Below are 15,241 nucleotides of genomic sequence, written 5' to 3'. Positions count from 1 at the left end.
TCTACAATCCCTGATTTATTAAGAAAATGAAATTAAAATAAAGAGTGAATATTTTTTAAAAGAAACTATTAAAAAATGAAATTGAAAATATTCATAAAATAAGATAAAAGCAACAGGCAACACTGGCTAAACTTCATGCGGGTTTTGTGCTTACTTCAAAGTTTTGTGTATATTTACTGGGTCGCCAAATCTTGTTGATTTGGCTTTGTGAAACCAAAGAAACAAAACCAAACAAAAAGCTTCGGCTTAGTCCGTGTTCGAAAATCTTGTCGATTTTCTTCCCGCACAAAGCCTAGCCAAAACCGTTAGCTTTAACAACGCTGAAATTCATGGCTGAATTTTTCGCAGTTGTTAAAATGAAACTTTTTCTTAATTATTTGAAACCAATCTTGACTCAAAAAATTAAAGAACGAAACTTTTCTATAACATAAAATTTGTTAATGTTTTACCTGAAAAACTTAGCTTTTTTAAACTGAGAAATAATTGAATTATTTACTGTTGCGTAAAAGGTAAACGAAATCAATAATTCTTTGAAAAATTATTAATTAAAAAGAAAATGGTGTCCATAAATTTCGTGCTGAACTGTACGCTGAATTTTAATAAAACTAACATTTCTAATTCTTAATGAAAGTTCTAAATAAACGATAAATGGTGGCTTAAAGTTACGTACTCAATTCCCTAAAAATTCTCAAAACTAACATTCTCAATTCTTTGAAAAGCAGAACGTGAAAAATTATCGTAGCAATGCGATTTTAAAGTCGTTGCGTAAAGTTTGGAAACTCTACTACCCTTTTCAACATTTTTATGTGAAATGTTGCATAAGCTAACAACAGCTAAAAAACAAAGCTAATTTATGCTTTCACTAAGTTGGTTTTCTTTTTATTTTCTGTAGTTTTAAGTCTGAAAACTAATCGGCTAGTTTAACGCTTCGTTTCCTAGCTAAAACCGTTACCACAAATAAAATTGAAAAATGAAAATTAGACATTACCTTACTTTAACAACAGTATTAGTTTTTTTAAACTCATGTGAAACTAAACAAAACGGACATTTACCCTTAAACTCTGAAGAAAGAGCTATTTCACAATATTTAACACTTTCTAAAGGTGTTAATCAAAACAATCATACTATTAAATTTATTTCAACTGAAATAATAAATATAACCGTGAATGATATGAAAATATTGAGTAATGAAGAAAATTTCGACATTTATGAAAAAGCAAATGATAATAATGAAAATATTATTATTAACAATAGTAGTAATAAATATAACAATAGAGAATCCCTAGAAATTATTGCAAAAAAAATAAAGTGTAAATATATATCAAGTGTATTTCCTGAAACTGTGGTTACACAAAACTTTATCCTTGATAAAACAGGACAAAAGTTAATTTATTCCGATGATTTTAAAAATGAAACTAGATTAAAATAACTTGTGGTAACACCGGCTAAACTTCATGCGGGTTTTGTGCAAACTTCAAAGTTTTGTGTATATTTACTAAGTCGCCAAATCTTGTTGATTTGGCTTCGTGAAATCAAAGAAACAAATCCAAACAAAAAGCTTCGGCTTAGTACGTAATCGAAAATCTTGTCGATTTTCAATCCCGCACAAAGCCTAGCCAAAACCGTTGGCATGCATTAAAAATGAGAAAAACAATAAAATATTTGAGTTTAATTAATATCGTAGGAATTACTGTTGTTTCTACATCCTTGATTTTATCAATTTTAATAAAACCCTTTGTTTGGAGTGAATTATTAATTGTTTTGAACCTCTTGATAAGTATCCCGTTTATTATATCTGCAATAGTCACTCTAAAGAATATTAAAAACCCAAATGAACGTAAAATTCAAAATACTTTAATCGGAGTTTTTCTTATTCTTTGGTTACCAAGTATAGCACTTCCTTTTACTTATGAAATTGGAGGACTTTTAATCTCTTTGATAATTCTTGGAATTGGACTTTGGGGAATATTAAAAATAAAGAATATAATGCATAAAATGATTTTCATAAACACAGTTGGAATATTCTTTTTATTTATAAACTGTTTTGTTACTTTCGGAATTATTAATGGAGAAATATAAAAACGACACGCCAACTCCTTATAAAATTCATTAACTAATTGAATAACATATAAATGTTTGAATTATGAGCAAATCTAAAAAGAAAATAAACGAGATTCGAATTGAAAATTTCGAAGAATTATAAAGAAAAAAGTTAATTTAAAAGAAACTGAATTACATGAAATTTCGAATATTCGGAGCTTTGACAAAAACGAAAAAAAATATAATTCTGAAATGACTGAAAAATAATTACGAAATAAAAAACGACATGCCAACACCGGCTAAACTTCATGCGGGTTTTGTGCTTACTTCAAAGTTTTGTGTATATTTACTAAGTCGCCAAATCTTGTTGATTTGGCTTTGTGAAAACCAAAGAAACAAAACCAAACAAAAAGCTTCGGCTTAGTACGTGTTCGAAAATCTGGCCGATTTTCAACCCCGCACAAAGCCTAGCCAAAACCGTTGTAAAATATTAGAAATAACATCGAAGAATAAAACAATGTCTTTATTTAAAACTACATATTATATTAATACTGTTAATACTCAATAATTTGAGAAATTAAATTAAGATACTTGTTCATTGTTATTTTTCTTCATATTAGATTTATATCTACAAGTACCACTAAATCAAAAAAATGAAAGTCAAAATATTAAAAACTGAAAATCTTCATACCAAAAACATATATGATAATTAACCAAAAGATTAAAACAATAGTGTACATAATTGTTCCTTTGTTTCTGTTTTTATGCCATTATAATATATATAGAACTAATTATAACATTGAGAAAGAATTTGTTAATTCGGATAGTAATTTTGAGGTAAAGAAAGTTGAAATAAATAAAGGAATAAGGATTTACCACGATAATAAGAAATATCACTATTTTAAACCTCCAATGAGAATACAGCCTATCGAAGGTGATATAATAAAAACTGAGTTTGGAATATATAAGCTGTATAGGAAAAACAATAAAAAAATTTCTCTGATTGAAGAAGTCAAACTGAATATTTTAAATGTTAGTAGTTATCATTGTTATTACATGAAAAGAGTTTGGAATGTTGATTGTAAATAAATTCAATACTTTAAACTAAAAAAATCTTTTATTGAAAAAGAAAGCTTATAATTTTAATAAATCATTTAACTACCTGTACTCAATGTTGAATAATGTTTTTTTGAAAGGATACATTAAAATTTAATATAAAACATTTTACAACACCGGCTAAACTTCATGCGGGTTTTGTGCAAACTTCAAAGTTTTGTGTATATTTACTAAGTCGCCAAATCTTGTTGATTTGGCTTTGTGAAATCAAAGAAACAAATCCAAACAAAAAGCTTCGGCTTAGTACGTGTTCGAAAATCTTGTCGATTTTCAACCCCGCACAAAGCCTAGCCAAAACCGTTGTGCGTCAGCTTGACTCGAACCTTAGAAAATAATTGAAAATTCTATTGAAATGATAAAGTATACAATTTTAGCAATCACTATTTTATTAAATATGAGTTTGTTTGCTCAAGATCAAATTGAGAAAAACCAAAATGATTTGTATCAGGTAAATGAAAATTACATTAGATCATATCGAATTTTTCCAACAACAAACATGTGGTATTTTATCAAATTGAATACACGAACTGGACAAATGTGGCAAATTAAATTTGATCAAAAGAAAACAAATCAACTAGATATTCCTTTAAATAGTCTCTCGTTAGTTGAAAAACAGAAGGAAATGGATAACAGGTTTATACTCTATCCAACTCAAAATAACTGGAACTTCTTGCTTCTTGACCAAATAAACGGAAAAATATGGCAGGTTAATTGGGATATGAAACCTGAAAAAAATAAGATTTTACCGTTAAACAATTCTTCTCTCATTGAGAACCAAAATATAATCGACAATAGATTCACTCTCTATCCAACTCAAAATAATTGGAATTTCTTACTTCTTGACAAAATAAGTGGTAATCTTTGGCAAATTCGTTGGTCAACAAAATCTGAAGAAAGTGAGATTATATCAATTCAGTAAATAATTTAGTTTATGAAATAAAAAAGCCGAACGCACAACACCGGCTAAACTTCATGCGGGTTTTGTGCTTACTTCAAAATTTTGTGTATATTTACTAAGTCGCCAAATCTTGTTGATTTGGCTTTGTAAAATCAAAAGAAACAAAACCAAACAAAAAGCTTCGGCTTAGTACGTAATCGAAAATCTTGTCGATTTTCAATCCCGCACAAAGCCTAGCCAAAACCGTTGTAACTAATTAAAAAAAATGCTGCTCTATTCAATAACTTAACGCAACAAATCTAATTTTATAGATTTGTTATAATGGAAGCAAAAAAACATAGAAGACTTACCTTAAAAGAAAGGGTCCAAATTGAGACTCTTTTAAATGAAAATAGATCCAAAGCTTACATCGCTAAACTGCTCAATAGATCAAGATCAACAATCACCAGAGAAGTAAATAAATTAGTTATTAATTCTAATGATAAATATGATGCGCATTTATCTCATTGGTGCGCTAAAGATGATTACTTAAACAAAAGAAATCTAGATAAAATCAGTACACATAAACCTCTAAAATATTTTGTATATAAAGGTCTTTTATCTGAATGGACTCCTGAGCAAATTGCTGGAAGAATTAAGGAACTTTATCCTAATGACCCTATCATGTCTATTTCTCATGAAGCCATTTACAGACACATTTACACTAGACCTCAAGCTAGTTTAAACAAAAAACTTATCAAACTACTAGTGCGTAAAAAAACAAGACGTAGACCTGTTAAAAAGAAACGTGGGACTGGTAGTAAAATAATCAACCAAGTCAGTATTGACAATAGACCAAAGCATATTGAACTTAGAGAAGAAATAGGACACTGGGAAGGTGATTTAATGATTGGTAAAAATCAAAAATCTGCTATTGGAACTATTGTGGAACGAAAATCTAGGTATACTTTAATCGTAAAATTAAAAGCTAGAAACTCAAAGGAAGTTGCTGAAATGTTCTCTAAAATTCTAAATAAACTAAACCCTATATTCAAAAAAACAATGACTTACGACAACGGAATTGAAATGGCTAGACACGAAATAATAACACAAAAAACAGGTATGGAAATATACTTTGCTCACCCCCTACTCTTCATGGGAAAGAGGTACTAACGAAAACACTAATGGACTCATCAGAAGATACCTCCCAAAAGGAACAGATTTTAATCAATTGATGAAAAATTACTCATCAAAATTCAAGATAAACTTAACAATAGACCTCGGAAAATAATTGGTTATAAAACACCCAAAGAAATTATGGATTTTGAACTAAAAAATGTAGCTTAGTATCAACCAAAAAAAAGCAACGTTTGTTGCGTTACAACATTGAATGCAGCAAAAAATATCGTAAAAATATTTTTAATTTTAACAATAATTTTATGTGGAATTACCCCATTATTTTACTTAATTTTCAAATATGGAAAATTAAAGAAAATTGACAAAAATGGAGAGTTAGAAATCTTGGAAAAGATATAATTTCATATCAGGAAAAATCAACGGTAAATTGAAATTTCCTGAGGAATATACTGAGTATGAAAATAATAAGATTTAACAATACAATTACATAAAATGGAAAAACATTATTCTTTGAGGAAAAATCCACCTTTTGAAATATTTATAAAGAAAAACGAATTTAAAGTCGTTGATAGCTTAAATCCTGAACAAAGTAAAACATATTATTTTAACTATATTGAAAAGCTATCGCTAAGAAAAGAGAAAATTAATTGGATAAGTACATTCTTATTTTTTACATTAGGCATTTTAAGTGAATTAGGTTTTGGAATACTAGACAAAAATAAAAATGAAATACGTTTTTTTCATGACGATATTCCAGTTCGAATATTTTTGAAAGGATGTGACATGAATATAGCTGAATCTGTTTTTGAAATATTAAAATCCAAATAAAAAACTACACACAACACCGGCTAAACTTAATGCGGGTTTTGTGCAAGCTTCAAAGTTTTGTGTATATTTACTAGGTCGCCAAATCTTGTTGATTTGGCTTTGTGAAATCAAAGAAACAAAACCAAACAAAAAGCTTCGGCTTAGCACGTGTTCGAAAATCTTGCCGATTTTCTTCCCCCACAAAGCCTAGCCAAAACCGTTAACTGCAAGTTCGACAAAAAATTATGGCAAGACACAAAATGACAAAAGGAGTTTGCAGACTATGTTCAAAAGACACTGATTTATCTTTTGAACATGTTCCTCCGAAAGTAACTAATAACAAAAACACAAAATATATTACTTTACCCTTAGAGGAATATTATAAAACGGATAACATATTAGATGCTACTCTAAAAGGGAAAAAGAAACAAGGAGGAATTGGTTATAATTCATTTTGTAGAAAATGTAATAGTTTTTTAGGGACAAATTATGTTCCTTCTTATGAAAAATGGGTTCAAGCAGGTTATCAACTTCAAACTAATTCTGAAACTGCCTATATAAAATACCAAATAACGAAAATAGAACCTTTAAAAATATTGAAACATATAATATCTATGTTTTTAGCTATTAATGATAATTGGTATTTAGAATCATATCCTGAATTAGCTGAATTTGTTTCCGACGTAAATTCAACTACTTTACCTAAAAATTTTAGAGTTTTTACTTATTTAAACAAAGATGGAAACATTAGATATATACAGCATCAAACTGTTGGTGATTTCTCTAGTGGACATATAATAAATTGTAGTGAAATTACTTTTCCACCTTATGGATACGTTTTAATTTTAGATTACTCAAATCAAAATATAGAAAAATTAACAGATATAACTGAATTCAAAAATATAGGTAATAATGAAAATCTATCAATCAATATTGAAATACATCAATTACCTACACACATAAACATTCCTTTAGACTATAGAACAAAAGAAGAAATAAAAATAGCTATTGAAAAAGGCAGTAAAAAAAGAAATGAAGAACTCTAAAACCTGCAGTTAACACCGGCTAAACTTCATGCGGGTTTAGTGCTTACTTCAAAGTTTTGTGTATATTTACTAAGTCGCCAAATCTTGTTGATTTGGCTTTGTGAAAACAAAAGAAACAAAACCAAACAAAAAGCTTCGGCTTAGTCCGTGTTCGAAAATCTTGTCGATTTTCAACCCCGCACAAAGCCTAGCCAAAACCGTTAGCTTTCATTAAATTTAAATGAATAAAAATTACTTTAAATTAAAGATAATCTATCTTCCCTTTATTATAATATCCTTGATAAATATTATAATATGTAATATTTTAAAATGGATTTTAACAATTAATCATATCATATTAAATGATAATTGGTTTTCTTTATTTATTCCATTTTCTATATCAATATTAACATTATACATCTTTGTTTATAAAAAACTTAAACTTCTAAAAATTAATTTTTGGAGAAAAAATCAACATTTATTGTACTTCATCATAATTTCAATTCTTAATGCTATAACTATTCTTTTTAGCCAAGAATATATTGAGAAAAAAACTTTTGGTATTAAGCATGTTCAAAACTGTGAAGAAATAAAATTATTTAAAAATGAATTATATTTTTCAATTGAATCATATAAGACCAAAGTCGACTCATTATTTTTATACCATGAAGAAAAAATTAAATCATCAACAAGGTATAGATATCAAGATGAAATAGAATATCGTTTATATTTAACTAAACCAATGGATAAATGTAGTAATATTTGGTACAGTTCTTTTTATTCGGAAACGGTAGGAAATAATCAAAAATCGAATGATTATTTTTTGAGAAATTTCATTAAAAGAAATAAAGAAAAATTTAAGAACGAAAATAAAATTCATTATTTCAAGAATGTTAATTATTCTACCAAAATAAATGGGTTTCTAAAAGCCATAAATAAAGGAAATAATGAAAAAAAATCAATAGATATATTTTTAATGACTGAAAAAGGTAGTTTCACAGAAAACCTCAGTTATTCATTATCTTTATTTTTATACACATTATTTACAGAGGTTATTATTGTTTTTATTTTAGTCATAATTCCAAAACTAAATACTGCTGGATTGAAAAAACGAAAAGCTAACACCGGCTAAACTTCATGCGGGTTTTGTGCTAACTTCAAAGTTTTGTGTATATTTACTAAGTCGCCAAATCTTGTTGATTTGGCTTTGTGAAACTAAAAGAAACAAATCCAAACAAAAAGCTTCGGCTTAGTACGTGTTCGAAAATCTTGCCGATTTTCTTCCCTCACAAAGCCTAGCCAAAACCGTTGGCAAATATTTGAAAATTGAACGTTCTATTCAATAACTATATACTCATATGAATTTTGGAAAATTATTTAGTGTTAATATAATTATATCTTTAATTGAATTATTAGTGGTTGCTTACATTAATGAAAATGGAGACAGTAATGCTATGAGTATGTATTTAGTCGTATTTTTCTTCCCTATTGTTATTATCTCTTTTTTATATGGTCTGTACATAGAAATTGTAAAAAAAATGAATTCTATAAATTTAAAAATTAGAATTAGTTTTATCCCGATTATAGTTTTATTAATACTTGCAGTTGTAGATAATATTACTATTAATATCATTGATGGTGATCTAAATTTTTTATTCTTAATTGAAACTTTTAGTGTAGGAATTACAAACTTAATTTGGTGTTATTACTATTTGAAAAAGATTAAAGACAAAACAATTTATCTTTAACTCAGGGAATAAAAAGTCTTATTTGTAAAAACAATAGAATAAATCCAAAAATGGATATTTCTTACTTATTGAAATGTTATAAATAAAAAAACATTAGCCAACACCGGCTAAACTTCATGCGGGTTTTGTGCAAACTTCAAAGTTTTGTGTATATTTACTAAGTAGCCAAATCTTGTTGATTTGGCTTCGTGAAATTAAAAGAAACAAAATTAAAGGTGATAGTTTATTTAAATTAGGTTATGCTGCAATACATTTTAAAGACACATCTGACATATTTTCATATCGAATTAAATATCCAAAAAACATTAAAAATTTAAAACGATTTCAACTTAAAGTTGATTTTAAAGAAAATGAAGAATATAATGTAGAATTATTGTTAGGTAATAAAAATGAAAAGCAAATTTTTATTATAGACGAAAATAACAATAAAGATTTGACAGATGACTCTATCAGAATATGTGAAAAAATTAATTGGAATTCACCACCAAAAATTGTCAAGTGTAAATTTCTAATATCCGATAATAATCAAATTGTAAAAGACTCTTCTTGGTTATGTATTGGAAATTCGAAAGGAAAAATACTATTAGGAAAAAAAGAACATTTAGTCGGAAAATTTAGAATTGATAAAGAAAATTATGAAGTTGGAATTGTTGAACATAATAATCCTATGAGTTTTACATATGGTTTTAAAACAAAGATCGCATTGTTATCAAATTTAGGAATAAAAAAAGATTCAATTTCCTATGGGGAATTAATGACTTTTGGAGAAGTTTTAAACTTAAATAATAAATATTATCGTTTTGAGAAAATTTCTAATAATGGAGAGTTTATTACACTTGTTAAAGATAAAAACTATAAAACCAAAATTGGAACTCAAAAAGGAATGATTGCACCAAGTTATAAAGTTATTACTATTTCTGGTGACACAATAACAAGTTCTAAATCACAAAATAAACCTACAATAATTGTTAATTCATGTGGTTGTGGAGGTGACAAAAAATCAACCGAAGCATTTTATGAACTTGAAAGAAGGTTTGGAAAATCAATTAATATTTTACATGTAGATTCTAATATCGAAAAATCAAATATTGGTATTCATATAGATTCTGAAAATGAATATAATAAAGACTTTTACAATAATTATAGAAAACAATATTGTTCTAGAATTTGTTATATTATTGGAAAAAACAATAGAATTATTGACAAATTCGATATTATCCTCAATGATTGGAAATCCATTATACCGAAAGTAATTAATTAAAAAAACTAATGCCAACACCGGCTAAACTTCATGCGGGTTTTGTGCTTACTTCAAAGTTTTGTGTATATTTACTAAGTCGCCAAATCTTGTTGATTTGGCTTTGTGAAATCAAAGAAACAAATCCAAACAAAAAGCTTCGGCTTAGTCCGTGTTCGAAAATCTGGCCGATTTTCTTCCCGCACAAAGCCTAGCCAAAACCGTTGTGTGCAATTAAAAAAAATAAAATGTTAAATTCTACTTTTGAAATAGAAATCATTGAAATAGGTTGGTATAATGGAGAAAAATCAGCTCCATATGATAGATGTGCACACGGATATTTGAAAGTAATAATTGGAACAGAAATAGTTGTAAAACCAGATTTATGGTTAAATATAAGTGCAAGCGGATTACATTTACTAAGAACATTAGAGTCTAATCATACAAAAGAAAATCAACTATTTAGAATATTACTTCCAACAGATGGACACCACCTTAACCATTTACCTGAAGATGAATGTGTGACAATTGAAACAGAGATGGACAATGGATATAATTGGTGGATTGAACACGACAATTCTTATGTAAACTTAACTACAGAATCAAATACTATAACTAAAATAAAAATAGAAGAATATTCAGAGCAAATTATTCAATTTATTAATAAAATAGAAGAGTTTTTTAGTAAAGACATAAAGAAGACAATTCCTGAGTCCGAATATGACCACAAAGGATATTTAATGTTTAAAAAAGAGTGGAGAAAAACAAAAAATAAATTTGAAAAGTATAAATAATAAACAGCACACAACACCGGCTAAACTTCATGCGGGTTTTGTGCCAACTTCAAAGTTTTGTGTATATTTACTAAGTCGCCAAATCTTGTTGATTTGGCTTTGTGAAACCAAAGAAACAAAACCAAACAAAAAGCTTCGGCTTAGTGCATGTTCGAAAATCTTGTCGATTTTCAACCCCGCACAAAGCCTAGCCAAAACCGTTGGTAAAAATTATGAGAAGACCACAATTTACATTTGAACATAAAAAAGGATTTTTTATTCCTAACGACAGTTTATTTATGATAATATTGTCAGGAATTTTATTTCTTTTTGTTTTTTTAGAACAAAAGGGATACTTATATTTTGGTAATTGGATGACTCTTTTTTTTGCTATATGGTTACTTTGTTTCATTGTTTTTATGATTTCTAGATTTTTTCTTTACGAAATCGAAAATGGAGAATATATAGGCAAACTAATACTTAAAGAGGAATCTATCTTAATTAATGATATTGAATATAAACTTGAGGAAATAACTTCAATCAAAATTTATTCTTCAGATATAAAAGGTAAAAGAGTTAATAATACTTTTGAATTTACAAGACATCTATCAAATGGATTAGATAATGAAATAACATTAAAACTGAATAATGGAGAATTAGTTAAAACTCATTTTTTACAAACCGATGAAAACAAAATAAAATTTTCGGAGAAATATTTAATAAACTATCATTTGAAAAAAAAATATAGCTTATTACATTTGTTAGAAATTTTAGAAATCACTGACTATGATAAAATTCAAATATTCAAAAAAAATCTGAAAAATTATTAAATAACTATTACCAACACCGGCTAAACTTCATGCGGGTTTTGTGCTTACTTCAAAGTTTTGTGTATATTTACTAAGTCGCCAAATCTTGTTGATTTGGCTTTGTGAAACCAAAGAAACAAATCCAAACAAAAAGCTTCGGCTTAGTTGCGTGTTCGAAAATCTTGTCGATTTTCACCCGCACAAAGCCTAGCCAAAACCGTTAGTTTTCAGCACTCCGAAATTGAAACCATCATTGAAAACTTAAAGAATATATATCAAATTCATAAAAGAATAATACTTCGTACAATAAATAAAAAAGACTAATAATATATTAAATGAATGAATAAAAAACTAAAAATAATTATCGGAATTATAGCCATTCTAATTTATTTAAGCTCATTTTTTCAAGAATGTTACCTTGTAAATGGAAAAACATCTATCGGTTCTTTTGGATTAATTGCCTTTCTCCTCGGTTGGTTGAATTTTGACATAGTTGGAATTATATGGTTAGCTAATCCTTTATTTATTATTTCTATCATTTTATTCATAACTACAAACATGAAAAAAACACCGTTAGTTTTATCAGTTGCTTCTACTTTAATAGCTTTATTTTTTATGAATGTAGATCAAATAATACAAAATGAAGGAGGTGGTACAGGTTATATTGACGGATACTTAAATGGTTATTGGCTTTGGTTAACTTCAATGTCATTAATGACTATTAGCTCATTCATTAATTTTATCTTGAATTTCAATCTTACAAAAAGAAAACTATGAAAAAGTTATCGATTTTAATCAATGGTCATTCCTATTTTAAAAGTTAAAAATTGTAGAAACGAAAACTAGAAAATAATCCAAAGAATAAATTAACTACGGGTCGGCCGAAAAACTAACACCGGCTAAACTTCATGCGGGTTTAGTTCTAACTTCAAAGTTTTGTGTATATTTACTAAGTCGCCAAATCTTGTTGATTTGGCTTTGTGAAACAAAAAAACAAAACCAAACAAAAAGCTTCGGCTTAGTACGTGTTCGAAAATTTGGCCGATTTTCAATCCCGCACAAAGCCTAGCCAAAACCGTTAACTTAAACAGCGCTGAAATTCCTGTTGGAATTTTTCGCAGTGTTTTAAATGAAAGTTTTTTTATCTATTTGAAATCAATACTCACGCAAAATTTTTAAATCCGAAACTTTGTTTTTAACTGAAAACTAAAAACTTTTAATCGCTACGTTTTAAACTGTTCGCTAAAATTATTTCATTGATAAATTTATATAAATTGATATATTTTAAACCATCTTTTCGCTGAAAATTAAAACGTTTTGAACTGTACGTAAAAATCTTATCTGAGAAATTTAGATCATTTGATAAATTTTATTGGCTGAGAAAAATTGTTTCTAATCATTACGTTCTGAACTGTGTGCTAAATGTCTTCCTTGATAATGAATCTTTAATAGATAAATATTTACAGAGAAAATGTGGAAATTATCGTAGGAACTCGATTTTAATGTCGTTGCGCTTAAATCGGAAAATGCTGTTTTTCAATTCAATATTTCTTTGTGAAAAACTGCATAAGTTAACACCGGCTAACAAACAAAGCTAATTTATTTCTTTCCCAATGTCGGTTCTCTACTTTTTTCTGTATTTTAGGTCGATAATTAATCGGCTTTCCAAACGCTTCGTTTGCTAGCCAAAACCGTTGTAACCAATTACGAAATGACATTTATACACGTAATAATTTCTGTTCTCATATTTCTATTAATCGTTCCTTTCAAAAAGCGAAGAAAAACAGAAAACAACACCGAATTTAAACAAGGTAAAAATATAGAGAGTTTTGAAATTAATTTGACTCCATCTGAACTAGAAAAAGAATTTAAAAACCTAGACTTTACAGGGGGAACACTAAGATTCTGGGGGAACTGGTTTGGGAGACCAATGGACAATTTCCATGTAGTGAAAAACATCGAATTTATAGAGAGTACCGAAAGAATAATATTATCATTAGACGACAGTCAAAAAATAACAATAATTAAACCACGAAATATTTCTATAACGAATAAAGAACTAAACATCGAAGAAGCTGAAAATATTCGGTTTGAATGGAGTTACTTTATAAATAAAAAAAAGGTAACGAAATTTCAATCGTATCAAAAATTAGAAAATAAAATTAAATTTGACACAAATATAGACTCTTCTAAAAAGTATATTAAATGTACGATTAATAAACCCGCGTTGAGTATAATCGGAATGTAAAACTGGTTACAACACCAGCTAAACTTAATGCGGGGGTCTGTGCTTTCTCAAAGTTTTGTGTATATTTACTAAGTCGCCAAATCTTGTTGATTTGGCTTAGTGAAACTAAAAGAAACAAATCCAAACAAAAAGCTTCGGCTTAGTACTTGTTCGAAAATCTTGTCGATTTTCTTCCCGCACAAAGCCTAGCCAAAACCGTTGGGTAAAACTTTTGAAAAAATAAAAATGGACGATTTTATTCCACCAATAAGAGAAAGAGAAACCGAAGAATTACTTGAAATATTAGCATTCGAAAATGACTGGGATCCAAAAGCTGTTCTTTTAGCTAAAAACGAATTGAGTAATAGAAAAATAGATTCTAAAGAAATACAGAATGCTAAGAAATTTGCGAAAGAATTTGAACAAAATTTAAAATCTGAAAAAGCGGAAGAAGGATTTACATTGGCTGATTTTATCTTTGATTTTGGACATACTTTATTTATAATTTTATTCTCATGGGAATTGAAAAAAGATGGGTTTCCAAGAAAAGCTAAACAACAAAAATACTTTCGAATAGGAATTCTAATAATATTATTTATAATTTTTATTTACTCAATATTTAAATAAAAGTTGTTTGAAACCAAATATTAAAGAAAACCGTACTTAATTCGAATTTATGAGATTTCATAATTTATAGTAACATTATAGAAATCATTGAAAAAGATTGAAAATAAATAAGTATTCGAAAAATAAACGCATTACCCAACACCGGCTAAACTTCATGCGGGTTTTGTGCCAAATTCAAAGTTTTGTTTATATTTACTGGGTCGCCAAATCTTGTTGATTTGGCTTTGTGAAACCAAAGAAACAAATCCAAACAAAAAGCTTCGGCTTAGTACGTGTTCGAAAATCTTGGCGATTTTCTTCCCGCACAAAGCCTAGCCAAAACCGTTAGCCTAAACAGGAAATTTCGGTCGAAATTTCCGCAGATAAATTAATGTTTAATTTTTCTTTAAGTCGAAAATCATTAATCTTTTACAAAAAAAATAACTTTTTTAAGTTGAGAAATATTGAATTATTTGGTGTTTTTGGAAAAATATAAACGAAAAATCTATATTCTTTAATAAAATTTAAATTGCTGAAAATTAGTGAAAGCTTGTGTTTCGTGCTGAATTATGCATAAAAATTAACATCAATAATTCTTTGAAAAGTTTATCATTAAAAATAAAATAGTGTTAAAAATTTGCGTCTGAATTGTACGCAAAAACTTAAAAAATAGTATTATTAATTCTTTGAAAATTTATTCATCAATAATAAAAATAGTGTGAAAAGTTACGTACCGAACTCTATATAAAATTATTTCATTGAAAATTATTAAAAGTTACTTTATTAAAATATATCTCAAGCCATGCATTGAAAAGTGTGATAAAAATAATAACTACTTA

13 protein-coding genes and 1 pseudogene are annotated in these 15,241 nt (G+C 27.7%); all 14 read left to right on the top strand.

Annotation, left to right across the window (positions count from 1 at the left end; translation table 11 throughout):
• Nucleotides 1-970: 970 nt before the first annotated feature.
• The 14 genes and pseudogenes from QVZ41_RS13985 (at nucleotide 971) to QVZ41_RS13920 (ending at nucleotide 14,423) form a co-directional block, all read left to right on the top strand.
• Nucleotides 971-1,429 carry a hypothetical protein gene (locus QVZ41_RS13985; RefSeq protein ID WP_302885262.1) on the top strand — a complete coding sequence of 153 codons (459 nt, stop codon included), beginning with the start codon at nucleotides 971-973 and terminating at the stop codon, nucleotides 1,427-1,429.
• A gap of 212 nt (nucleotides 1,430-1,641) precedes the next feature.
• Entirely contained in the window at nucleotides 1,642-2,079 is a 438-nt protein-coding gene (locus tag QVZ41_RS13980) for a hypothetical protein (protein ID WP_302885261.1), read from the top strand.
• 1,429 nt (nucleotides 2,080-3,508) lie between these two features.
• Nucleotides 3,509-4,075: a hypothetical protein gene (locus tag QVZ41_RS13975; protein WP_302885260.1), complete on the top strand. Its 567-nt coding sequence runs from the start codon at nucleotides 3,509-3,511 to the stop codon at nucleotides 4,073-4,075.
• A gap of 300 nt (nucleotides 4,076-4,375) precedes the next feature.
• Nucleotides 4,376-5,380, top strand: a pseudogene (locus tag QVZ41_RS13970) (IS30 family transposase).
• A 282-nt stretch (nucleotides 5,381-5,662) separates the two neighbouring features.
• A complete protein-coding gene (locus QVZ41_RS13965; RefSeq protein WP_302885258.1) occupies nucleotides 5,663-5,998 on the top strand; it encodes a hypothetical protein in 336 nt (111 codons plus the stop codon).
• A gap of 224 nt (nucleotides 5,999-6,222) precedes the next feature.
• Nucleotides 6,223-7,023 carry a hypothetical protein gene (locus QVZ41_RS13960; RefSeq protein ID WP_302885257.1) on the top strand — a complete coding sequence of 267 codons (801 nt, stop codon included), beginning with the start codon at nucleotides 6,223-6,225 and terminating at the stop codon, nucleotides 7,021-7,023.
• 220 nt (nucleotides 7,024-7,243) lie between these two features.
• Complete coding sequence (locus QVZ41_RS13955; protein ID WP_302885256.1) at nucleotides 7,244-8,134, top strand: hypothetical protein; 891 nt, start codon at nucleotides 7,244-7,246, stop codon at nucleotides 8,132-8,134.
• Between the two features lie 226 nt (nucleotides 8,135-8,360).
• Nucleotides 8,361-8,750: a hypothetical protein gene (locus QVZ41_RS13950; protein ID WP_302885255.1), complete on the top strand. Its 390-nt coding sequence runs from the start codon at nucleotides 8,361-8,363 to the stop codon at nucleotides 8,748-8,750.
• Nucleotides 8,751-8,922: 172 nt separating this feature from the next.
• Nucleotides 8,923-10,011, top strand: coding sequence for a hypothetical protein (locus QVZ41_RS13945; RefSeq protein ID WP_302885254.1), 1,089 nt, complete (start codon nucleotides 8,923-8,925; stop codon nucleotides 10,009-10,011).
• A gap of 224 nt (nucleotides 10,012-10,235) precedes the next feature.
• The gene (locus QVZ41_RS13940) at nucleotides 10,236-10,781 is read left to right on the top strand and encodes a hypothetical protein (protein ID WP_302885253.1); all 546 of its coding nucleotides are present in this window, start codon (nucleotides 10,236-10,238) and stop codon (nucleotides 10,779-10,781) included.
• A 212-nt stretch (nucleotides 10,782-10,993) separates the two neighbouring features.
• Nucleotides 10,994-11,590 carry a hypothetical protein gene (locus QVZ41_RS13935; RefSeq protein WP_302885252.1) on the top strand — a complete coding sequence of 199 codons (597 nt, stop codon included), beginning with the start codon at nucleotides 10,994-10,996 and terminating at the stop codon, nucleotides 11,588-11,590.
• Between the two features lie 318 nt (nucleotides 11,591-11,908).
• Entirely contained in the window at nucleotides 11,909-12,346 is a 438-nt protein-coding gene (locus QVZ41_RS13930; RefSeq protein WP_302885251.1) for a hypothetical protein, read from the top strand.
• Between the two features lie 934 nt (nucleotides 12,347-13,280).
• Nucleotides 13,281-13,817 (top strand): hypothetical protein, encoded by a 537-nt coding sequence (locus QVZ41_RS13925; RefSeq protein ID WP_302885250.1) that lies wholly within the window; start codon nucleotides 13,281-13,283, stop codon nucleotides 13,815-13,817.
• 198 nt (nucleotides 13,818-14,015) lie between these two features.
• The gene (locus tag QVZ41_RS13920; protein ID WP_302885249.1) at nucleotides 14,016-14,423 is read left to right on the top strand and encodes a hypothetical protein; all 408 of its coding nucleotides are present in this window, start codon (nucleotides 14,016-14,018) and stop codon (nucleotides 14,421-14,423) included.
• The last annotated feature ends 818 nt before the right edge of the window (nucleotides 14,424-15,241 follow it).

Source organism: Wenyingzhuangia gilva (assembly GCF_030519655.1).
GTDB lineage: Bacteria > Bacteroidota > Bacteroidia > Flavobacteriales > Flavobacteriaceae > Wenyingzhuangia > Wenyingzhuangia gilva.
Note: the sequence above shows the minus strand (reverse complement) of the source record. Positions and strands in the feature narration are given on the sequence as shown.